15 protein-coding genes are annotated in these 23,488 nt (G+C 46.2%); 12 read left to right on the forward strand and 3 right to left on the reverse strand.

What is annotated here, in order from left to right:
* Nucleotides 1-91 precede the first annotated feature (91 nt).
* The 5 genes from QUA01_RS04755 to QUA01_RS04775 all read left to right on the forward strand — a co-directional run bounded on the left by QUA01_RS04755 (nt 92) and on the right by QUA01_RS04775 (nt 8,107).
* Nucleotides 92-1,543 carry an EH signature domain-containing protein gene (locus QUA01_RS04755; protein WP_333087201.1) on the forward strand — a complete coding sequence of 484 codons (1,452 nt, stop codon included), beginning with the start codon at nt 92-94 and terminating at the stop codon, nt 1,541-1,543.
* 290 nt (nt 1,544-1,833) lie between these two features.
* Nucleotides 1,834-2,568 carry a phosphoadenylyl-sulfate reductase gene (locus QUA01_RS04760; protein ID WP_333087203.1) on the forward strand — a complete coding sequence of 245 codons (735 nt, stop codon included), beginning with the start codon at nt 1,834-1,836 and terminating at the stop codon, nt 2,566-2,568.
* A gap of 317 nt (nt 2,569-2,885) precedes the next feature.
* Nucleotides 2,886-3,785 (forward strand): class II fructose-bisphosphate aldolase, encoded by a 900-nt coding sequence (locus QUA01_RS04765; RefSeq protein WP_333087204.1) that lies wholly within the window; start codon nt 2,886-2,888, stop codon nt 3,783-3,785.
* 465 nt (nt 3,786-4,250) lie between these two features.
* On the forward strand, nt 4,251-6,461 hold the full coding sequence (locus tag QUA01_RS04770; RefSeq protein ID WP_333087205.1) for a Tex family protein: 2,211 nt from the start codon (nt 4,251-4,253) through the stop codon (nt 6,459-6,461).
* A gap of 440 nt (nt 6,462-6,901) precedes the next feature.
* On the forward strand, nt 6,902-8,107 hold the full coding sequence (locus tag QUA01_RS04775; protein ID WP_333087206.1) for an RNA-guided endonuclease InsQ/TnpB family protein: 1,206 nt from the start codon (nt 6,902-6,904) through the stop codon (nt 8,105-8,107).
* 1 nt (nt 8,108) lies between these two features.
* On the opposite strand, the gene QUA01_RS04780 is transcribed toward QUA01_RS04775, so the two are convergent.
* Nucleotides 8,109-9,188 carry a PIN/TRAM domain-containing protein gene (locus QUA01_RS04780; RefSeq protein ID WP_333087208.1) on the reverse strand — a complete coding sequence of 360 codons (1,080 nt, stop codon included), beginning with the start codon at nt 9,186-9,188 and terminating at the stop codon, nt 8,109-8,111.
* 375 nt (nt 9,189-9,563) lie between these two features.
* Between QUA01_RS04780 and hemW the strand changes: the two genes are divergently transcribed.
* The 3 genes from hemW (at nt 9,564) to QUA01_RS04795 (ending at nt 13,656) form a co-directional block, all read left to right on the forward strand.
* Nucleotides 9,564-10,931 carry a radical SAM family heme chaperone HemW gene (hemW, locus tag QUA01_RS04785; protein ID WP_333087209.1) on the forward strand — a complete coding sequence of 456 codons (1,368 nt, stop codon included), beginning with the start codon at nt 9,564-9,566 and terminating at the stop codon, nt 10,929-10,931.
* 581 nt (nt 10,932-11,512) lie between these two features.
* On the forward strand, nt 11,513-11,785 hold the full coding sequence (locus QUA01_RS04790) for a DUF1830 domain-containing protein (protein ID WP_194009647.1): 273 nt from the start codon (nt 11,513-11,515) through the stop codon (nt 11,783-11,785).
* 305 nt (nt 11,786-12,090) lie between these two features.
* Nucleotides 12,091-13,656, forward strand: a complete 1,566-nt coding sequence (locus tag QUA01_RS04795) for an FAD-binding oxidoreductase (protein ID WP_333087211.1) — start codon at nt 12,091-12,093, stop codon at nt 13,654-13,656.
* A gap of 210 nt (nt 13,657-13,866) precedes the next feature.
* Here the strand turns inward: QUA01_RS04795 and QUA01_RS04800 are convergent, their stop codons facing one another.
* Nucleotides 13,867-14,736, reverse strand: a complete 870-nt coding sequence (locus QUA01_RS04800) for a lipid kinase (RefSeq protein WP_333087213.1) — start codon at nt 14,734-14,736, stop codon at nt 13,867-13,869.
* 334 nt (nt 14,737-15,070) lie between these two features.
* Between QUA01_RS04800 and QUA01_RS04805 the strand changes: the two genes are divergently transcribed.
* Complete coding sequence (locus QUA01_RS04805) at nt 15,071-16,432, forward strand: HEAT repeat domain-containing protein (RefSeq protein WP_333087214.1); 1,362 nt, start codon at nt 15,071-15,073, stop codon at nt 16,430-16,432.
* Nucleotides 16,433-16,524: 92 nt separating this feature from the next.
* Here QUA01_RS04805 and QUA01_RS04810 read toward each other — a convergent pair whose 3' ends face one another.
* Nucleotides 16,525-19,938, reverse strand: a complete 3,414-nt coding sequence (locus QUA01_RS04810) for a PAS domain-containing sensor histidine kinase (RefSeq protein WP_333087215.1) — start codon at nt 19,936-19,938, stop codon at nt 16,525-16,527.
* 583 nt (nt 19,939-20,521) lie between these two features.
* Between QUA01_RS04810 and QUA01_RS04815 the strand changes: the two genes are divergently transcribed.
* The 3 genes from QUA01_RS04815 (at nt 20,522) to QUA01_RS04825 (ending at nt 23,466) form a co-directional block, all read left to right on the forward strand.
* Nucleotides 20,522-21,520, forward strand: coding sequence for a LysR family transcriptional regulator (locus QUA01_RS04815; RefSeq protein WP_333087217.1), 999 nt, complete (start codon nt 20,522-20,524; stop codon nt 21,518-21,520).
* A 166-nt stretch (nt 21,521-21,686) separates the two neighbouring features.
* On the forward strand, nt 21,687-22,751 hold the full coding sequence (locus QUA01_RS04820) for an anthranilate phosphoribosyltransferase family protein (protein WP_333087219.1): 1,065 nt from the start codon (nt 21,687-21,689) through the stop codon (nt 22,749-22,751).
* 109 nt (nt 22,752-22,860) lie between these two features.
* A complete protein-coding gene (locus QUA01_RS04825) occupies nt 22,861-23,466 on the forward strand; it encodes a molybdenum cofactor guanylyltransferase (RefSeq protein WP_333087221.1) in 606 nt (201 codons plus the stop codon).
* The last annotated feature ends 22 nt before the right edge of the window (nt 23,467-23,488 follow it).

Here is a 23,488-nt window from a genome sequence, read left to right on the forward strand (position 1 = left end):
CCCCTGAAATTATTATCAAAAAAATCTCGGTTGATGCGCCGCCAAATAAAGAATGCTAATTCAGTAATTTAATTGGGATAAATTTATAAATATGAGCGTTCAGTTTAGCGAGATTCAACTCCCTTCAATTCCCAGCCAGCAACAACCAGAAAAAATAAAAAACGCTGGCAGTTTTGCCCATCAAAACAAGCCCAATGTGCCCGAAGTGAAGGGGATATCGCGGCGAGGGATGACTGAAATTATAGCAGATATTCAGAACGAGCGAGGTGACAGCATTACTCCTCTGGAATGGACTTATTGTCTCTGGGCTAAAGCTGAATGGGACACCAAAAACCCCGATCGCGCCCCAGAAATATCCCAAGCTATTTGGCTGGTAGCTCAAAACAATGTCCGCCTGAAACAGCAGTTGCTGTGGCGCTTGGCTCTGCACCACAGCCACCAGTTAGAAAATCCTGTTTCTAGCAATGTTCCGGTGCTCGATCGCTTTTTGGTAGAGTGCTTTGCCGAATTTGCCAGCACGGCGGCGGGTATCGATGCTTTACCAGTACAAATTATTAAAATCCTGACTCGCGATAACTCTGATTACGAGCTAGCAAAACTCAGTTGGCAATATCTCAAAACCCCAACAGAGCTATTAGCAAAAGCTCAGTTACCCGCCACAATCCCCGCAGTCGATCGCGCTCAAGTACATCTTGCCGGAATTTTTGCTAAAAATCAGGTTTCCGATTTGTCGGGCGTAGAATGGCTGCTTAGGTGCTTGAAGGAAATGCCACCAGCGCCGCAACTTGCAGCAGTTGAAGAGTTGTTAGTGAAAATTTCGAGCGATATTCTCAAAAATCAAAGGCCTAAATTGGTTGAGTGGGTGCGAGATGAATATTATCCCAAATTGCAGTTAGTTTCGGCTCCCGCCCGAGAGTCGCTGATTCGATGGATTGGCGCACTAAATTATAGTTATTTCCAGAAAACAATTGATTTGGTGGCGCGGATGCTGCGGCTGTCTGATGCAGAAATTAAGCAGTTGGAGGAGCGCCGAGATTTTTGGGCAAATTATAGCGATCGCCTGAAGCGGGTGCGGTTGCTTTTGCCGCAGTCGTCTGTGAGCGCGATCGGCTACCAGTTGCAGTTTGATGTGGATATCTTACCAGATGAGGGCGCTCCTCCAACTGAGGTCTGTATTTTTCAGTTTGAGGATTATTGTGCGATCGAGTTTTTCCGGGGCACTGGGGCGGAAATTCGGTTAATTGGGCGCAGCAAAGAGAGCGATCGGCTGTTGTTTGTCAAAAAAGAACTTTCAATTAAGCGCATCAGAAAATTAGGTGGCGAAGTGCACGATCGCGTTTTTATGTGGCAGAGTTCCTGTGAAAAATGGCTGAAACAGAAAAAAATTCTGCCCAATGAGGGGACTAAATCTTTTCAGGGAATGTCGCAGTATTACGGCAAATATGATGCTACAAATGGCTTGAGAAGGCCGGAACCTCAAGAACAAAAAGAACGCGAAGTTTTATTGAAAAAGTGGCAAAAAGAAATGGAATCTTTGTCATAATGATTGCGACTAATCAGTTTGTAGTGAGGAATGCGAGTCCGCAAAAATTAAGCATGACTCACATTCCTCACTACAAACCTGGGCGAACTGTGCGATAGTCATATTTTCCCCGGTAGAATATTTTGGGTTGACCGAAATTGCTACAAACGGGCGATCGTCCTCCTCAATCTCTCCTCGCGGGTACAGCCGAAAAGACTGCCGCCAGATGCCGTCAAATTAATCAGTGAGATAGATACTGCGATCGGCTATAATAAAGGGCTAGAGGAAAAGAACACCGAAAATCCGAAAATATGGTTGCCATCCAAAGAAATCTCAACATTGCCGCGCTAGAAGCAGAATACAGTCAAAAAACACCCAGAGAAATTATCAAATTTGCCCTAGAAAATTTTGACAATATCTCAATTTCTTTCAGCGGTGCCGAGGACGTAGTTCTGATCGACATTGCCTCGAAAATTACCAAAAACTTCCGCGTTTTCACTTTAGACACCGGACGATTGCACTCAGAAACTTATCAGTTTTTAGATGCCGTCAGAAAACATTACGGCATTAAGTTAGAAGTAATGTTTCCCGATGCAGCAGAAGTACAAGCCCTAGTAGATGAAAAGGGATTGTTTAGTTTTTATGAAGACGGTCACAAAGAATGCTGCGGCGTGCGAAAAGTCAAGCCGCTGCGCCGGAAATTGAATACCCTCGATGCTTGGATTACAGGTCAGCGCAAAGACCAAAGCCCCAGTACCCGCAACGGTATTCCGGTGATTGAAGTTGACGGTGCTTTTTCAACTCCAGACCATGAATTAATTAAATTCAACCCCTTAGCCAATTGGTCTTCAGCAGAAGTTTGGGAATACATTCGCGCTTTGGAAGTGCCTTACAATAAGTTGCACGAACGCGGTTTTGTCAGCATTGGTTGCGAACCTTGTACAAAACCAGTATTGCCAAACCAACACGAACGCGAAGGTCGTTGGTGGTGGGAAGAATCGACAATGAAAGAGTGCGGCTTGCACGCTGGTAATGCACAAAAATAGTGCATAAAGTTGTATGGTGCGTCAGGTGGAAAATTATGAGTTTTTTGTCAAAATATTCAGCCCTGACGCACCATACAATAACTATTGTATAAGGTGCGTCGCTGTGAAATTGTCGATGTTTGTTTAGGAATTGTCGATGTATCCGCACCCTACGGCTTCTTTCTTCCTGATGACGTTGTACGGAAAGCTCGGAGGCGACAGCAAAACATGACTAATGACTAATGACTTCGCTCAGGGTAAAATAACTAATGACTAATGACTAATGACTTCTTCCATCTTCCATCTTCACTTCTAAAAATTTTTTAAGTCAGGTATTTATGCTCGCCTCAACTAGCGAATTGCTGAACACGGCCCGGAGAAACGCTTATGCGATCGGCGCTTTTAACGTGTACAATCTCGAAGGAGTAAAAGCCGTCATCGATGCCGCCGAAGCGCTGCAAAGTCCTGCGATGCTGCAACTTCACCCCAGCGCCCTAAAATACGGAAAATCGCCTTTAGTCGCGCTTTGCATGGAAGCCGCGCGCAAGTCTTTAGTGCCGATCGCAGTACACTTAGATCACAGTACCTCAGAAAAAGATATTCACCTCGCCCTAGCTGCCGGCATCAAGTCAATTATGGCTGACGGTTCTCCTTTGTCCTACGAACAAAACTTAATATTTACTCGCAAAATGACTGAATTATCCCACGCTAACGGTGCGGTGGTTGAAGCAGAAATCGGCAGAATTAGCGGTACGGAAGACGGTTTGACAATCGAAGAAAAAGCGGCTAAAATGACCGATCCAGTGGAAGCTGTAGAGTTTATTCAAGCAACTAAGGTGGATTTTTTGGCGGTAACAATTGGCAACGTTCACGGCAAATATTTCAGCGAACCGAAACTCGATTTTCCGCGTTTGGCAAAAATCCGGGCTTCTGTTTCGGTGCCGTTAGTGTTGCACGGCGCTAGCGGTTTGCCAGAATCGATGATTAATCAATCTATTACATTAGGCGTATCTAAGTTTAATGTGAATACGGAAGTTCGCGATGCTTATATGGAGGTGTTGAAAACTAGCAATTCTTTGTCAGATCCTGATTTGTTGGAAGTTATGCAAAAGGCGATCGATGCTATGCGATCGGTGATTTCTGGCAAACTGCAACTTTTTGGTTCTGCGGGTAAGGCTTATTTGCATCAGTCACCTTACGCCGATGAGTTGACGGCAAATAATGTTAGCAATAAATAAGCTGAATTTAATCAAATTATTGTTAAATATTAATTCTTTTGTAGTGAAAATTTTGGCATTTACAGGGATCTCAAAAAGGACTTAATTCTTCATCACTACGAGCCTGTGTGACAAGTAGAAAATAAGTCCTTTTTAGGAGTTATAATAAGGACTGAATTCCCGAATACAAACTTGTAAAAAGAAGGACTGAATGCCTCACTAGGAACCTGTTTACTCGGTGGAAAGGCGAGTCTTCTTCGGGAGTTAGAAGCAAGACTGAAATCCTCACTACGAACCTGTGTTATAAGCAGGACTTTAGTCTGATGTTGACTGGTAATTTTGAAAAAATACTAGATTTATGCTAAAATGACTTTAATAGTGTCAAGACAATCGCCAACACCTTTCAAACTTTTATTGAAACCTTTTTTACGTTCTTCCGTGAAGTTAATCTAAAACCTAAAATCGACTGACCCAAAATTCTGTACTATGCTCAACATTCCTCAACTGATTGCTGGAGAACTTGACATCAATCTCTCCCAAGTCAATAATGCTCTGGAACTTTTCGCCGAGGGAGCAACTATTCCGTTTATTGCCCGCTACCGCAAAGAACGTACCGATTCCCTCAACGAAATTCATTTGCGGGATATTTCCGATCGCTTTACTTATTTGACGGAAATTGAAGACCGCAAAAAATCGATTTTGGAGACGATCGCCTCCCAGGGCAAACTGACGGAAGAATTGCAAGCTAAAATTGAATCGTGTCTGCAAAAAAATGAACTCGAAGACCTTTATTTGCCTTACAAACCGAAGCGGCGGACGCGGGCGACAATTGCTAGAGAAAAAGGTTTGGAACCCCTGGCAAAATTTATCAAATCTCTGAACCTGCCAACTGCTCAATCGGCCGATATCGCAGCGGAAGCTAGCAAATATGTGTCGGAAGAAAAGGGCGTAAAAACTTCAGAAGAAGCTCTCAAAGGTGCTGGGGATATTTTGGCGGAAGCGGTTTCGGAAAAAGCCGAATTGCGGGCTTATTTGCGAGAGTTTTTGATGAAAACAGGAGTTTTTGTCTCGAAAATTAAAGAGGATTTCCCGGAAGGAAGCACTAAATTTGAAATGTACCGCAATTATCAAGTTGCAGTGAGAAGCGTTCAGTCGCACAATATGTTAGCCCTGTTTCGCGGGGAAACGGAAGGAGTCTTAGATTTGGAACTGGCCTTTGATGAATCCGCAGTGATGGCTTATTTGGAAGGTCAGGAAATTAGAACTAGGATACCGTTCGTTAAAGAGTTTTATCGATCGACCTTGAAGGATGCCTTCAACCGACTGATGAAGACTTCGTTAATTACAGAAGTGCGATCGCACAACAAAGCCGTCGCTGATATCGAGTCGATCGCCACTTTTGAAACCAACCTCCGCGAGTTGCTGCTGTCGGCGCCGGCGGGAATGAAACCCACACTGGCGATCGATCCGGGATTTCGCACGGGGTGCAAAGTTTCCGCCCTCGATGAAACCGGGCAATTTTTAGAATATCAAGCAATTTTCCCCCACCAAGCGGCCGCTCAGCGACAGCAAGCTGGTAAAATTGTCAAGCATTTAATTGAAAAATATAAGATTGAATTAATCGCGATCGGCAACGGTACAGCTTCTCGGGAAACAGACGAATTTGTTTCGGAAGTTTTGGCCCAAATGGACAGGAAACCGATTAAAGTCATGGTGAATGAATCCGGTGCATCGATTTATTCAGCCAGCGATGTGGCGATCGCCGAATTTCCCGACCTCGACATCACCGTCCGCGGCGCAGTCAGCATCGGACGGCGCTTGCAAGACCCCCTCGCCGAACTCGTGAAAATCGACCCGAAATCAATAGGAGTTGGTCAATACCAGCACGACGTTGACCAAAAACTGCTCAAAAAGAAACTCGACGAAACAGTCGAAAGCTGCGTTAATTATGTCGGAGTTGACTTAAACACAGCCTCGAAAGAACTGCTGACATTTGTGTCAGGAATGACGGCAACAGTTGCCAAAAATATCGTTAATTACCGTAACGAAAACGGCGCATTTAAAAATCGCCGCCAACTCCTGAAAGTTCCCAAACTTGGGCCAAAAGCTTTTGAACAAGCAGCCGGCTTTCTCCGCATTCGCGGCGGCGAAAACCCCCTGGACAATACCGCAGTTCATCCCGAAAGTTATCCTGTCGTGCAGGCGATCGCCAAGGATTTAGACTTGCCGTTGACAGGAATAACACAAATATCGGAAAAAATCAAGACTGTAAACATCAAGAAATATGTCACGGAAAAAGTCGGAGAACCAACACTCCGAGACATTATTTCCGAACTAGAAAAACCGGGAAGAGACCCGCGAGCCGAGTTTAAATATGCCACTTTCCAAGCAGGAATTAAAGAAATCTCCGACTTGCAAGTTGGGATGGAATTAGAAGGCATAATCACGAATGTAGCTAACTTTGGAGCCTTTGTTGATGTGGGAGTGCACCAAGATGGTTTGGTTCACGTTTCTCAATTAGCCGATCGATTCGTGGAAGATCCGAAACAGATTGTCAAAGTCGGACAAGTTGTGAAAGTGCGGGTTTTGGAGGTGAATGAGAAGTTAAAGCGGGTTAGTTTGACAATGAAGCTGCAAGAAAAACCGCAACCGCAAAATGGCAATAGCGCTAGGCTTCCGGCCCCGCGCCGACGTTAAAACTTTGGGGGAAACTGGAATAATCTGGAATTAGATATTGATATGATTGAACCGCGAAGACGCGAAGGACGCGAAGGAAGAGAAAAGAAGAAGAAGCTGGTAATTGCTATTTTTTCTTGCTAGCTTTCCAAGTGCCACCGTAGAAGTAAAAAGGATTGTTTTTACTTACCGATTCCCAACATTTAAGACACAAAAAAAACCACTGCCCCGACTCGTCATACCGGGCGCGGTAGAGAGTCGGGGCAGATTGGGAACAACGATCGCAATATTTGATTCTGATTGCCCTGGCCATTGTTACTCAGTTTCAACTAAAACAGCAGGAGTCCCGCAGTCTAACGGTACTCCGTTGAGTGACGGGAGGAATGCGCGTGAGGCTCAAGAGCTGAACAAATTATCTATAAACACAACAGAATTTCTTCAATACGTGATACAACCTTGTCATGAAACAAGTTTTGACAGTATCTTGCAAGCTCCAAGTAACGCCTGAGCAGTCCATCAAAATTGATGCAACCTGTAAGGCGTTCGCTAATGCTTGTGAATACGTGAATCAAACTGTGCCGCCAACTCTGACAAATGAATTGGCGATGCAATCCTTGGTATATCACAATGTCAGAGATATGTTTGGACTTTCGGCGCAGTTGGCAATCCATGCTATTAGACGGGTTTCTGGCAACAGAAAAACAGCTAAAAAAGATGGGAAGCCAGTCATCCGCTTTGCTCCTACTAGCGTCACTTACGATACCCGTATATTTTCTTTTAGGGAAAAAGATTGGACAGTAAGTTTGACTACTACTGGCGGTAGGGAACGGTTTGTACTGGCTATCGGAAACTACCAACTTGGATTGCTCAAAGGTCAAAACCCCAAGACTGCTACTTTTTGCAAACGCTCTTATGGTAGTTACTATCTTAATATTCAGCTTGAATCTCAGCCAGCCGAGCCTCCACCAAGCAATCAAGTTTTGGGCTGTGATTTGGGTAGGACTGATATTGCAGTTACTTCTGATGGAGATACATTTAGCGGTAAACAAATTACCAAAGTTAGAAATCATTATGCCAAGTTGAGAGCAAATATCCAGCGAAAAGCCACGAAAGGCACACGCAGCTCTCGGCGTAGATGTCGAGAATTGTTGAAACGGTTGTCGGGCAAGGAAAAACGCTTTCAGACCTTAGTAAATCATACTATCAGTCACCGTATCGTAACGAAGGCTCAAAACAAAAATCAAGTTATCGCTTTGGAAGATTTGACGGGAATTAGAGAGCGCGCAAATCAGCAGCCACGCTCGAAAAAAGAGCGGAGACTTAGCAATAGCTGGGCCTTCTTTCAGTTGCGCCAATTCCTAATCTACAAAGCTATAAAGCATAGCGTAAAGATTTTGTTTGTTGAGCCTAGATACACTAGCCAAATGTGCCACAAATGCAATCAGATTCACCCTGTACAGGGTGAATCTTATAGAAACGGTAAAAAGTTTGCTTGTGGTCATTGTGGATGGAAAGGTGATGCCGACTTAAACGGCAGTAAGAATATTGCTGCTATTGGGGCTTCCGTAAATAAGCCCGAAGGTTCGAGATTGTTTTGCAATGTGCAAGATCATTTCAGGGCTATTGAAAGCCCACACTGTACCTGTACTCAGGTCAGTGCTGGGTAATTTACACAATAACGGATTCTTGAGGACGGGCGAATATCATGCGGCCGGCGCTTGTTTGCAGGGCGCTGGTGACTACGACTCTGGCTTCGCCGCCGACATAGCTGCTTCCTGCTTCTACGACAACCATTGTGCCGTCATCCAAGTAACCGATTCCCTGAGAGGGTTCTTTGCCTTCTTTGCGGATTTTTAGTTCGATCGTATCTCCCGGCAAATAAGTCGGGCGCACCGCATGAGTCAAATCGTTGATATTCAAAACCGGCAGTTTTTGGACGGTAGCTACTTTCGATAAGTTGTAATCGTTGGTGAGCAAAATTCCGTCGATATCTAAAGCGAAGCGGACTAATTTCGCATCGACTGTGGCAATATCTTCGTAGTCAGCCGAGTGAATTTGAATCCGTTCTGGATATGTTTCTTTGATGCGGTTGAGTACATCTAAGCCGCGGCGTCCGCGCACTCGCTTTTGATCGTTGGCGGAATCAGCTACCAGTTGCAGTTCTTGGAGCACGAATTGCGGCACGATAATTTGACCTTCGAGGAAACCTGTTTCTAGCAAGTTTTCAATTCGGCCGTCAATAATGCAGCTAGTATCGACAACTTTGGCAGTTGCTGGTTTGAAAGTACCTTCGGCTACCAACACCGTGTCAAAGCTTTTGGGGTTGATCAGTCGCAAGAAAGCGCGGCCGTGAGTGTCTGTCAAGCTGACACCTGTGAAGCCGAACATGACGCTACCCAAGACTGCGACTAGAGGTTTGATGAAGCCGAACTCGCGGGGAATTGGCAGCAGGAATAGCGGAGCCAGCATTAAGTTCGCTACTAGCAGTCCGATGATTAAGCCGATCGCCCGCGTCAGCAGCATCTCGACTGGCATATCGCGGACTTGTTTTTCCAAGCGCCGATAGGTTGTTTGAGCCACTAATCCCATCACGAAGCCGATTAATGCTCCAAAGGAACCTAGTACAGAACTTAAACCTTGTATATTTGTAACTTGCTCCAGCAGGTTGTTCGGTAGCAGCTCGACTCCGTAATAGCCGATGCCTCCGCCTGCGATTATGAATGAGATTATTATGATTGCGTCTAGCATTAGTTCTAGGTTAATGAATTTGTTTACATTATATCTTTCCCGTGCTGATAGTTTTTTCCGACGTTGCGGTCGGATATCGCTATCTTGATTCATAAATTTTAATGAACTTATATTTCGCGCCTCTACCGTGAAGGGGATGCGCGATCGAGCAAGAGCTAGATTTAGCGAGGTCTGCCGAGGGCATCTACCAGATACCAATACAGGAATCTCTGGCTATTCGGGAATTTCTGCCGATCGCCACCGATAGTAGGTGCAACTAAAATAGCCGCTCGAACCCAGGCCTTTATTACTGACCAACTGTCATAATATACATAATTATTCATGATGCTTTAATTAAAGCTTGAGATTTGAACTGGCAATTGTGGCTTGAGAGTAATGAACGCTACTACAGATTATTTAACATTTGAATTCAAAAAAAGCGGCCAAGCGGCAAATTCCGGCATTCCGAGTTCGGCTTACCTGCACGTACCTTTTTGTCGCCGCCGCTGTTACTACTGCGATTTTCCGGTTTTTGTGGTGGGCGATCGCAAAAATGGCGAAAATTCCGGCACAATCGTGCAATACGTTGCCGCACTGTGTCAAGAAATTCAAGCAACTCCAAATTTAGGCGCATCTCTGAAAACAGTTTTTTTTGGTGGCGGCACACCTTCGCTGCTTTCTGTCAGTCAGTTGAGCGATATTTTAGAGACTCTAGACGGCAAATTTGGGATTGCTGCTGGGGCGGAAATTTCTATAGAAATAGACCCTGGTACTTTTAATTTAGAACAGTTGCGGGGATATGCAGCGGCGGGAGTAAATCGAGTTAGTTTGGGAGTGCAAGCTTTTCAGGATGAATTGCTGCAAGCTTGCGGGCGATCGCACTCTGTGGCAGAAATTTTTGAAGCAGTAGAAATCGTGCGATCGGCCGGGATTGTCAATTTCAGTTTAGATTTAATTTCGGGACTGCCGCACCAAACTTTAGAACAGTGGGAAACTTCCCTCAAATCGGCGGTAGAAATTGGCCCGACTCACCTGTCGAGTTACGACTTAATTGTTGAGCCTGGGACGGCCTTTGGGCGCTACTTTGAAGCAGGCGCGCAGCCGCTACCGGCAGATGAAACCGCTGCTGAAATGTACCGTTTGGCGCGATCGATTTTGACTGGGGCTGGCTACGAACATTACGAAATTTCTAATTACGCTAAGCCCGGTTATCAGTGCCGCCACAACCGCGTTTATTGGGAAAATCGCCCTTATTACGGTTTGGGAATGGGGGCGGCGAGTTACGTGGAAGGCCGGAGGTTGACAAGGCCTCGCAAAACTCAAGAATATTATCAGTGGGTGCGATCGATCTGTGCGATCGCTTCAGCAGCCACCCCAAAAATAGGGGAGGAAACCCCGCAGGATATTTACCCAGCAGTCGATCAAAATGTTCAAGTCTCAGAAAATGACATTTTGTTAGAAACGCTGATGCTAGGCTTGCGTTTAGCAGAAGGAGTTAGCCTTTCGGCGCTGACTCAACAGTTTACGCAGCAAACAGTCGATCGAATTTGGGATTGTTTGCAACCCTACTGGCGGCTGCGATGGGTGGAAATCGTGACAGCCGATAGGGCTATTTCCTACGGGATAGATCCGCTTGACGCAACTTTAGGCGAAGGCGCGAAACTGCCGCTTTCAGGGAATTTGAGGTTGAGCGATCCTGAAGGTTTTTTATTTTCCAATACAATTTTAGCCGATTTGTTCAGCCAGCTAGGCAAGGATAACTAACTGGCGTCTGAGGTTTACTCCCTCAGACAGTAACCGAGGGCGATCGAGCCAGGGCAGCAAATTAAAATTATAGAAAAATTAATTGCTCCCTAGTTTTATTCCGTCAAAAAAGATATGTTTTCTATCGATCCCTAAACAAAACTTAAAATCGAACTAAGCCTTGAGGTAGACGCAGCGACTGAAATCCGGCTGTCATACTTGAGATTGAAGATTTGAAAAAGATATCGATGGAAACTCTAACTCTCAAACGCAACAACCTTCACAGCGAATCCATTCTTGTAACTAGCGCTCCGCCCTGCACTTCTATTTCTAAATGCGCTTTTTGCTGTTACTACAAAGATCCAAGAGGATCGGTTGGTCACTGTCAATTGTTGAATGCACCCGTGAGGGGAGGATGGAAATCTTGCACCTTAGCAATGTCGCCTTTTGCACCTTCTTGGGAACACGTAGAAAAGAGCAATTTTTCATGCAGAGGTATTTATTAATATACCCAAAGTATGTCTATTTTTTATTGTAATATGTTATATTAAGATCGGGCTAGCAGCCGATGGATTACACAATTTCACAAACAAGTAAAACAAATGAATTTGACAATGAATGAGGTAATTTCCGAACAGAATACGCGCATTTTGTGTTGGTATCTTAACAATACTAGCCAAGTGCAAATTGCTCGAATTACAAATATTCCTAATTGGCATTTTGAGCGAACGGTGTTTCCGGGAGAACGTTTTTTGTTTGAAGCGGTACCGGAAGCTAAATTAGAAATTTGGACAGCTGCAGAGACTGGTGGTGTGGCGTGCGAACCAATTTTGTGCGATCGACTGCAAGTAGAAGAATTAAGCACCGCTGATTGAACCGGAACAAAAATCGTAGGGTGCGTCATTTTTGACATCTTAATAATCGTGGCGAAAAAGTCTCATGCTGACGCACCCTTGATTTAATTCGGGGCGTGCGTCAGCATGAGATTGTTGGTTTGTCGCCGAAATAGTCGTAGCTGACGCATCCTACTTATCAGAAACCAGGTTTCTGGCGTGATTTATCGTTAAGCCCAAAACTCCTATAAACCGGTTTTTTTACCCCACATCAGCCCTAAAACTCTCCGAAATATCGATCTAAGCTAAATTATAGAAAATCCACCGCTCTTCAATCTTAAAACCCGATGTCCCTCACCGAACAAATCCTCTCCCAAGTGCCCGGAAATGCCCTTGAAGGCCTGCAAAAGGTCGATCGACTCTGGAACAACCTCAAACAAAACACCGCACCAGCACCCCAAGCAGTCAAGCACAACCAACAACCCCTCGAAACCCTCGACTTCGACATAGTTATCGGCGGCGGAACCCTAGGAATACTCATCGGAACAGCCTTAGCCGTGCGGGGTTGGCGAGTAGCCCTACTCGAACGCGGCATCCTGCGAGGGCGCGAACAAGAATGGAACATTTCGCGCAAAGAATTAGACGCATTCTTAGAACTAAATTTGCTGACTGCTGCTGAAATAGACAAAGCAATAGCCACCGAATACAACCCAGCCCGCATTAGCTTTGCCAACACCCCCGACATTTGGGTGCGCGACGTACTAAACATCGGAATAGACCCAGTTTACCTCCTCGAAACCCTCAAACAAAAATTTCTCCAAGCCGGAGGCAAACTATTTGAAAAAACACCATTTAAAACAGCAACAATTCACCCGAACGGAGTCGCGGTAGAATCGGCAATTACAGATTCACCGACAGCCGAAAATTTATTTAAAACCAGATTATTCTTAGATGCAATGGGACATTTTTCCCCCATTGTCCGCCAAGCCAGACAAGGCAAAAAACCCGACGCAGTATGTTTAGTAGTCGGCACTTGCGCCCAAGGATACCCCAAAAACGAAACCGGCGACATATTTGCATCCTTCACCCCAATGCAAAATCAGTGCCAATACTTTTGGGAAGCATTTCCAGCCAGAGACGGGCGCACTACTTACTTATTTACCTACATAGACGCTGACACAGAAAGATTCAGTTTAGAAACATTATTTGAAGAATATTTGCGCTTGCTGCCCCAATATCAAAACGTCAAACTCGAACAGTTAAAATTCCAAAGAGCACTCTACGGATTCTTTCCCTGCTATCGTCAAAGTCCTCTAAAAATGCCTTGGAATCGCATACTTCCAGTCGGAGACAGCAGCGGTAGCCAATCGCCCCTCAGCTTCGGCGGTTTTGGGGCAATGGTGCGCCACCTCAAACGATTGACTCTCGGAATTGACGAAGCTTTGACAAGCGAGAGTTTAGACAAAAAATCCCTCGCACTTTTGCAACCGTACCAGCCCAATCTATCTGTTACCTGGTTGTTTCAGCGTTCGATGAGTGCTGCGATGAATCAAAAAATTGAGCCCAATCAAATCAATCAACTTTTGGCTGCTGTATTTCAGGTAATGGAAGAGTTGGGAGAACCGGTACTCAAACCGTTTCTGCAGGATATTGTGTTATTTCCGGGTTTGTCAAAAACCCTGTTTAAAACAGCAATTAGTCATCCCGGATTAGTGATGAAAATCCTTCCGCAGGTGGGAATAGCTAATTTGCTTGATTGGATGGTTCATTATGTAAATTTAGGAATTTATACGGGATTGCAGCCATTGGGGAAAGCGGTAGAACCGCAGGTTAAAAATTTATCTGCAGAACAGCAATATTATTTTAACCGATTAGTTGAAGCGTGGCAATACGGCGCGGGAGGCGATTATTAATTATGGTAATTCGGTTTGTAGTGAGGACTTGAGTCTGTGTCAAAATCAGAGGAATAAAATCCTCATATCGTTTCTGGTTGCATCGGAATAATAAAATCGAGTCAACAGTTAACAATCAACCATTCAGTTTTTCGAGTCAACAGTCAACAGTCAACTGTCAACTGTCAACAGTTATATATGAGTGCAACCGGAATTGATATCACTACAAACTTATACAGGAGCTATAACTGCTAAAGCTTGGGGAATCACTCGGAATTTTGCAGGCGTGTGAGTGGTGATTTCACCGTCGGTATTAATCGAACGGCGTTTGCTAGTATTAATCTCAAATTCTTGAGCGTGCAAGGCGCGAACCTTCGGCCAAGTGGTATGATTTCCTTGCCTCATTGCCGGCAGCAAAGCAAGGATTTCCCACCAATGTTGTGTCTCTAAACTATACAAGTCTAGTCGCTTGTCGTCGATGGTGGCATCTTCGGCAACTGTCATGCCGCCGCCGTAGTAGCGGCCGTTGCCTATGGCAATTTGAATTGTTTTTACATTAAAAGATTGGTTATTGACCTTGATTTCTGCTCTGAATGGTCGCGATTTAAAAATTGTCTGCAAAGCAGCAAAAGCATAAGCTAAAATTCCCCAGCGCTGCTTTACATCTTTAGTCAGTCTCTGGGTAATTTCGACGCTCAATCCCAAACTCGCTACATTAAAAAAATGCTGTTGGTTTACCCAGCCTATGTCTATAAGCCGAATTTTACCGCTGGCAATTACTTGAATAGCTGCGGATAAATTGGTAGGAATTCCGAGAGTGCGGGCTAAATCGTTAGCTGTTCCCATCGGCAAAATACCCAAGGGTAATTTAGTGTCCATCAAACCTTCGATGGCGCAGTTAAGTGTGCCATCGCCACCACCGATGATGACTAATTCGACTTGATTTTTGTGCTTCCGAATTGTGTCGGAAATTTCGCTGGCGCTGTCGGTTGATTTTACTATTAATTCAAAACCAAGTGCTTCTAATTTGGCAGTGGCTTGAGATAATAGTTTTTTTCCTTTTCGGGAGTGCTGGTTTACTAAAAGGAGAGCTTTTTTCATGGAAAAATGGGCTAAGAGTTGGGTAAAAAAATTAATTATGTCACGGTTCGTAGTGCGGAGTTGAGTCCGCACTGCGAACCGAAGGAAGAAATGGCTTTATTTAATTGGGATTTATTAGCTCTATTTTTATTTAAGTAGAAATTAAATCCTTTTGTTGAAAAAATATGACAAATTGATGATTTAAATGGATTGATTTAATGTTTTAATTGTATTTTACCATTGGTGAGGGATTGACATCAATCTAAAATAATTGATAATTGTAGCAACAGATTGCGGGAGACGATCGCGCTTCTGGGCTAGCTGTCATCTACCTTCTTGAAGCTAAATTAAATTTATGTCTCATATTTTGGAACAAGCGCAAGCCGCTGCCGATCGCCAAAACTGGCCTATTGTAGTCGAATGCTTGCAGCAAGTGACAGCCAACCGCAGCCAGCCACAGGAAAAAATATTTTTAGAACAAGCTGTAAGTTTAGCAATACAAACCTTGGAATGGGGGGATTTTCAAGACCGCTGGGAAATTGCTAAAGTATTGCCAAATCTGGGAAATGGCGCGATCGCACCTTTAATTGCCACGATCGAAGACGAAGACGCAGACACCGAACCCAGGTGGTTTGCCGCCCGCATTCTCGGAAAGTTCGAGCGCCCGGAAGTGATTGCAGCTTTAGTACAATTAGTCAAAAATTCCGACGAAGAATTGAGCCAAATCGCGGCCCAAACCCTCGCCAATTTCGGCCCGACAGCTATAGAATCCCTAGCAACTCTATTGCAGCAGGAAGACTCGCGACAGTTTGCCACAGCAGCCCTCGCCCAAATTCGCCGCCCCGAAGCGATCGCCCCGCTGTTGAGTGTAGTCAAAGACTCTAGAATTGCGGTGCGGCTGGCTGCGATCGAGGCTTTGAGTAGTTTTCACGACTCCCGCATCCCGCCGGTACTGGTAGAAGCACTCAAAGATGTCGCGACATCAGTCAGAAAAGAAGCCGTGAGAGCTCTGGGAGTTCGCGCTTATTTAGATGCAGAATTAGATTTAGTTAATTTGCTCAAACCTTTGCTTTGGGACATCCGATTTGAAGTGTCCCAACAAGCGGCGATCGCGATCGGGCGACTGAAAACCGATGCTGCAGCGTACAGTTTATTTGAATTCCTGCGAAACCCCGCAACTCCCCTGGAATTGCAAATCGAAACTGTGCGCGCCCTAGGCTGGAGCGAAACTGCTGTTGCTTTAGAATATTTGCAAACTGCGCTGATTGGGCGATCGCTTTTTAACGCACAACCAAGCGAATTCACAAATAGCGATCGAGTGCTAAATGCCAGCGAATCCTGGCAAATAAATAACATTAATCCTGCTGTTTGTCAAGAAATTGCCGCTGTTTTAGGGCGAGGGTCAAAGCCGGAGTTAAAAGTTAAAGCTGCTGAAATTGCGATCGGTTTGCTGGAGGGGAATCATCCGGCGGTGCAGCCTCCCGAAATCAAACAATCTTTAGCTTTAGCGTTAGGACAATTAGGTGATATTAGAGCGCTAAACGCGCTGATTCAATTGTTAGCCGACGGCGATAATAGCGTCAGGCTGCACGGCGCTGCAGCACTCAAACGGCTTGGTGCGGCGGAGGTTCGGCAGCAATTAGAAAGTTTAGTTAAACAAGAGAGTCTGGAACCGGGATTGAGAGAGGGAATTGCGATCGCCCTGCAAGAATGGTAGGAGAATTAGTCTTATTGACTGTTGACTGTTGACTGTTGACTGTTGACTGTTGACTGACAACTAACAACTAACAACTAACAACTAACAACTGACTAAATTGGCAATCGCACCCCAAAAGTCGAGCCTAGTCCTAGGCCGGGACTTTCGACCCAGATAGTGCCGCCGTGGAGTTCCACAAGATGGCGGACGATCGCCAATCCCAGTCCCAGCCCGCCGTAATTGCGCGTAGAACTGCTGTCAGCTTGGCGGAAGCGATCGAACACAAACGGTAAAAACTCCTTGCTGATGCCAATTCCGGTATCGGTGACGGCGATCGTCACAGAGTGAACCGGAGACACAGACAAAATGGCATCACCAGCCGATCGCGATTCCCCGTCATCCCAGACCCTGATTTCTATGCGACCTCCCCGCGGCGTAAACTTAATCGCATTCGAGAGCAAATTCCACACCACCTGCTGCAAACGAGCAGCATCGCCCCTCAAGGTACTCACTCCTTCGCCGTAATAACTCACCAATTCCACTCCGCGAACTTCAGCATCAGGAATCAGGGCCTTGACGGCCGTTTCTACAGTCCCAACCAAATTCACCGGGGACAGCTTCAAACACACTTTACCGCTGACAATCCGGGAAACGTCCAGCAAATCCTCAATCATCTGAGTCTGCAACCGCCCGTTTCGCTCGATCGTCTCCAAAGCCACAGCCGTTTTTTCGGGACTCAACTTGCGCTGTCGCAGCATCTGAGACCAGCCCACCACCGCGTTGAGAGGAGTCCGCAACTCGTGGGAAAGCGTTGCCAAAAACTCGTCTTTAATCCGGTTGGTCTCGGAAGCTTCCCGGTAAAGCCGCGCATTGTCGATCGCCACCGCCGCATCCCGCGCCAAATCCGACAGTAAAACCAAATCGGCGTGCTCGCAGCGGCGGCCAGACTCTCCGCACAGCAGCGAAATCGCTCCCAGCGTCCGCCCGCGAGCCATCAGCGGCACGCAGATTGCCGATAGCGGGCTATGGGAACACAGCACCAACAGCAATTCCCTGTCCGGTACCACCGCTTCGAGCGCCCAATTCGGTATTTCTGGGTAAAGTTTCCCCTCCCCAGTCCGCAGCACCTTTGCCACTCCGTGCCTTCCGTGGGGGTCTACCGGCAAGCGCTGGTCGATTTGCCACAGCAGGGCGACTTTGTTCGGATCGGAGTGAGCAACTGCTTGCAAGCGGAGCGAGCCGTCGGGTTCGATTAAATGCACGCAGCACCAATCCCCCAACTCCGGCACTGCTAAATCTGCCAGACCTTGCAGCGCCTGCTGGTAATCTAAGGAAGCCGAGGACAGCAAAGCCAAGGCTCGGGCGCGGAAATCGGCTGTTTGGGCCGCTCGCTGGCGATCGTCAATATCCGTACAAGTCCCGAACCACTTGATGATTTTCCCCTCAGCATCCCGCACGGGCAATGCCCGACACAGATGCCAGCGGTAAGCCCCGTCAGATGCCCGTTTAAAGCGGTATTCCACCTCATAAGTCTCCCCAGTCTGTACCGAGTTATTCCAGCGTTCTAGGGTGTGTTCCAAGTCATCTGGATGCAAAATTGGCTGCCACCCCCAGCCTTTAGTTTCCTCCAGCGTCATGCCGCTATATTCAAACCAGCCCTGGTTGCAATAATCGATCGCGCCGTCGGGTAAAGCAGTCCAAACTATTTGCGGGATGGCTTCAGCGAGGGCGCGGTACAACTGTTCGCTGGCTTCTGTTTGGCGGCGGGCTACTTGTTCCCGCGCCAAGGCGAGATTCCGCTGTGCTTCGGCTTGTTTGCGATCGCTGATGTCGCCGATCGCCCCGATCAATTTGTAGGGATTGCCTTGAGAGTCAAGCACTGCCATGCCGCGATCGATCCAGTGCAGCCAGCCGCCACCTTGGTTCTGAACGCGGTATTCCTCAAAAAATGGGGCAGCAGAACAGTCTGGCGCGCTCAAATATCGATCGAGTGCAGCCAGGACTCGATCTCGGTCTTCCGAATGCAAGATACTGTTCCAAGCTGCTCTCGTCCTCGGAAATCCGCCTTTTTCGTACTCCAAATGTCCGTCTATCTCACCGAACCACAGCACGATACCCGTATCGATATCCCATTCGTAAATCAAATCGCTAGCACTTTTTGCCGCAATCCGAAACCGCTCTTCAGACTGTCGCAGCACTTCCACAAAATTAAAGCGTTCCGTCACGTCCAAAACCAGAGACAGCAACGATATCAACTGTCCAGAATCGCTGTAAAAAGCCGAATTGTACCACTCGCAGTGCAGCAGCGAACCGCCCTTATTATAATTGCTGTTGCGAACTACATTGCAGCGAGTCTGTGAGTTTTTTAAACTATCAATTGCCGATTGTACATCTTCAAAATCGCCATACCCAATAAAATTCCATTCGCTAAAATGCTTGCCTAAAACTTCTGTTTCCTTCCACCCAAAAATCTTTTCGGCAGCCGGCGACCACCCGCTGATGCGACAATTTTTATCCCACTCAATCACAGCTAGGGGTGTATTTTCAAAATGAGAAGTGAGTTTTTGCATCGCGTCGCCCAAAGATGCTTCTACTTGCTTGCGCTCAGTAATATCGCTAAAAGAAATAGCTATACCGTCGCCCAATTTAACCGTCACAATCCGAAACCAGCCGACAATGCCTTCGCTGTTGTAATAAATCTCGGTATCGAGGGGAGTTCCTGTTTCTACAACTTCCACGTAACGGTCGAACAAATTGCGCTCTTTATGACCGGGCAGCACTTCCAGCAATCGCTTTCCGATTAATTCTTCAGGAGTCATATGCTGAATTTTTGCCGCTGCGGGATTGACGTATTCCCATTCAAAATCCACAATTTTAGATTCGTCGCGAAGGCTGCGGAACACGTTAAATCCATCTATAGATAATTCCTGAAAAACGCGGAAGCGTTCTTCACTTTCTTGCAGCTTGCTGACAGTATCGAGCAGAATTTGCTCGACTCGCTCGCGCTGCGCTATTTCTGCGAGCAATTGCTGGTTAATTTGCTGGAGTTCGTTTGGGGGGGAGGCGGTGGAATTTTTAATGGCCATCACAGCAGGAGCTCGATCAAGCTTTTGAGTTTCCGGCGCTGTATTTGCCGAGAAAAAAGCCAAACCGTCCAAAGCCAAGAATTGTTGAGAAAGCGATGGCATCAGTTCCGCCACAGCCCACAAAGAAATCACAGCCGTAATGGCGGCGAGGAAACTTGAGGGCCAGTAGCTGGGATGCACCAGCATCCAAACTTGCATCAGATGAGTTGTGCCCCGGCAGAAAAACCAGGCTCCCAATAACAGAAACCCCCTGCTCAAAGGCAATTTGCGCTGCTTCCAGGCAAAGTATGTCAGAATCGCTGGAATTGAGTAATCAGCCAAGGAAATTAACAAATCGCTGACCGCGTGCAGTCCCATTAACTGCGGTGGCCACTCTTCTAATCCACCTTGGGAAATAAAATTGTGGTTAAATGACATAATTTTAAGAAGAAATTGCAGCATTTCGGCTTTCCCGTGCGTGCGATCGTACTTGCACTTGTGTTGCTGACCCGCTAATTCCTAGTTTATACACAAAGAAACAGAAAATAACAGTCACTTTCAGCCGGGATAAAAGTTCATTGCAGGTTTTAACCGTGCGCCAATCTTCGGACATTTATTGACAATTATAGGGAAACTCAGGTACTATAATGCTCCATTAATTATCAAATTAAATGCTATCTTTTGAGATCGAAATTCAACAAAAAATCCCGCAGCTTAACGCAAGCGAGCGATGGCGACTGCTAATTTTATTAAAAATCTTGAGCTATCAACTGGCAAAATTCTCTAAATTTATCGAAATTTAATCGGTTTGTTGATAAGTTGGCAGATTCAGAAATCCCTTCAACATTGGAGAAGCGACATTTACTCGGACGCTCCGAAATCCTGCCCCAGCAAGTTGGTTCGTAAAAACGAGCATCTCCGCGTCTGTCAGCATCAAAACTAATCTGTACTGTATCAAATTCTACTAAATTCTTCAACTAAATCGGTTAACGTTACTTACGATCGTTCGAGGAAAATGTCTGAAACCATCTAGAATTAAACATCCATGCGCTTAGAGCAGCTTCAAGCATTTCTTTCGGTTGCTGAAACCGGGAGCTTTCAGCAAGCGGCCCGGAAGTGCGGCGTGACTCAATCGACTATTAGCCGTCAAGTGCAGGGACTCGAAGCGGAAGTGGGTTTGTCGCTGTTTCACCGTGCGGGAAGCGCGAAGCTGACTGTGGGAGGGGAACGCCTGTTGCCTCACGCTCGCAAAATCTGTCAGACTTGGCGAAATGCTGCGGTCGAATTGGCGGATTTGCTGGCGGGAAAGCAGCCGGAACTGTGCGTGGCTGCGATTCATTCGGTTTGTGCTGCTTATTTGCCGCCTGTGCTGCAAAGGTTTTGTCGCGATTATCCTGAAGTGCAGTTGCGGGTGACTGCGCTGGGGAGCGATCGAGCTCTGAAAGTTCTCAAAGACGGTTTGGTGGACATCGCGGTGGTGATGAACAACCGTTATTTTACTCAAGCTCCAGAAATGTTGGTTGAGGTACTCTACAATGAGCCGATCGAGGTATTGATGGCGGCAAATCATCCCCTGGCCGTGTACGATCGAGTACCTTGGCCGGAATTGATTTGTTACCCGCAAGTGGTGTTTAAGGACGGGTACGGAATGCAGCGGATGGTGCAAGAACAATTTGAACGCATCGGCGCTAAACTTCATGCTGTTTTGGAACTCAACACTCTCGATGCTTTTCGGGGTGTGGTGCGACAGGGAGAATTGATTGCTTTGCTACCACATTCAGCTTTGATTGAGGCCCAGGGCGATCGCACTTTAGCAATTCGGCCCATCGTCGCCAAACAAAGTGCAAATCCCCAAGTTTCGACGATCCTCTTCGAGGGCTTCGGTAACGGACAATCGGCGATCGATCCAGCTTGGACTCGCGAAGTGGTATTGGTGACAACTCACGATCGAATGCAAATTCCGCCGATCGCCCATTTCTGGAATCTAGTACGCGAATTTGTGCCACCATTAGATGTCATCAAGCTCGGAAAATTAGGGAATTAATTCGCGAGTTATCAGGTTTTTTTGTTGACTGTTGACTGTTGACTGTTGTCTCTTCTCTTTCTAATAACAAATAACCAATAACCAATAACAAATAACCAATAACCAATAACCAACAACCAATAACCAACAACCAATAACCAATAACCAATAACCAACTACAAGAATTATGAGTGACCAATTTAGAGAATTGCTGCGAAAAATTGGCAGCGGAATACACACAGGAGAAAACTTAACTCGCCAGGAAGCAGCAGCAGCCACGCGGATGATGCTGCTGCAAGAAGCAACACCAGCTCAAATCGGAGCTTTTATGATTTCCCACCGCATCAAACGGCCCACCGGCGAAGAATTAGCCGGAATGCTAGATGCCTATGAAGAATTCGGGCCCATGCTTGCCCCCCCAAACCGAGAAAAAGGGTTTACAGTTTCTAGCGTCGCCGTGTTTGGTGTAGCTTACGACGGGCGATCGCGCACCGCTCCAATTAGCCCCATAACCGCCCTAATTTTAGCCGCCTCTGGCGTGCCAAGCGTCATGCACGGGGGCGATGTCATGCCAACCAAAGAAGGCATTCCCCTGATTGAAATTTGGCGCGGTTTGGGAGTAGACTGGACAAAACTTAGTTTAGAAAAAGTCCAGCAAGTTTTTGACAGTACCGGTTTAGGTTTTGTCTACCTTCCCAAGCATTTTCCTCAAGCCACCGCTTTAGTGCCCTACCGCCGCGAAATCGGCAAAAGGCCGCCTTTTTCGACAATGGAGTTGATGTGGTGTCCCTGCGCCGGCGACGTTAACGTCATCTCTGGCTACGTGCACCCGCCGACAGAAGGTATGTTTCAAAAAGCCTTTGAATTGCGGGGAGTCAAAAATTATACCACAGTCAAAGGATTGGAGGGAAGCTGCGACTTGCCGCGCGATCGTACTGCAATTATCGGCATTGCTAGGCCGGATACTGAGTTTGAGCGAGTGCTTTTGGCCCACGGAGATTACGGTTTCAGCAACACAAATCCCGCCTTTGAATCCGAGGAAGACTTACTCAAACAAATCCAGGAAGTGTTGCTAGGCAAACCCTCAGAATTGATGCAGTCAGCTATCTGGAATGGCGGCTTTTATCTGTGGCGCAGCGGGGTTTGTTTAGATATAAACTCGGGTTTGATTGAAGCAGAAACTTTATTGAGCAGCGGTCAAGTTATGCAAAAAATTGAGGAAGTGAGCAAAGCAATTTGTGCTTTAATTTGAGAATGAATCATGAGGTTTTGTGCTAATGACTGTTAACAGTTAACGGTTGACTAATGACTAATGACTACTGACTAATGACTAATGACTAATGACTAATGACTAATGACTAATGACTAACCATCAAATTGCTGTAATTGTACTCGCAGGCGGTCAAAGTTCGCGGATGGGGACGGATAAAGCTTTGCTGGAAATTGAGGGTAAAAGCCTGTTGCAGCGGGCGCTGGAGGTGGCAGCATCCGTAACGCCACAAGTGTATGTTTTGACTGCTTGGCCCGATCGCTATCGATCGACCTTAACCGAACAATCCCAATTTCTGCTAGAGTACAATCCGGGCTCCGGGCCCTTAGTTGCATTGACTCAGGGATTGACAGAAATTCCCGCCGACTGGATTTTACTATTAGCTTGCGATTTGCCCTTATTAGAACCCCAAATTATTCAAAATTGGGCGAGTCAGCTAACAGCTATTCCCCAATCAACCCTAGCAATTGTCCCTTATCAAAAGTCGCGCTGGGAACCTTTGTGCGGATTCTACCGCCAACAATCTCTCGCCAGTTTGCAAAGTTTTATTGAAAAAGGGGGACGTTCCTTTCAAAAATGGTTAAATCAAATCCAAGCAATCCCTCTACCTGTAGGGGAACGAGAAGCAATAATGTTATCGAATTGCAACACATTAGAAGAGTTTGAGCAATTAAAAGATAAAATAGGTAGCGGTTGACTGTTGACTGTTGGCTGTTGAC

The sequence above is a fragment of the Microcoleus sp. S36a_B3 genome (assembly GCF_036700745.1).
Classification (GTDB): domain Bacteria; phylum Cyanobacteriota; class Cyanobacteriia; order Cyanobacteriales; family Microcoleaceae; genus Microcoleus.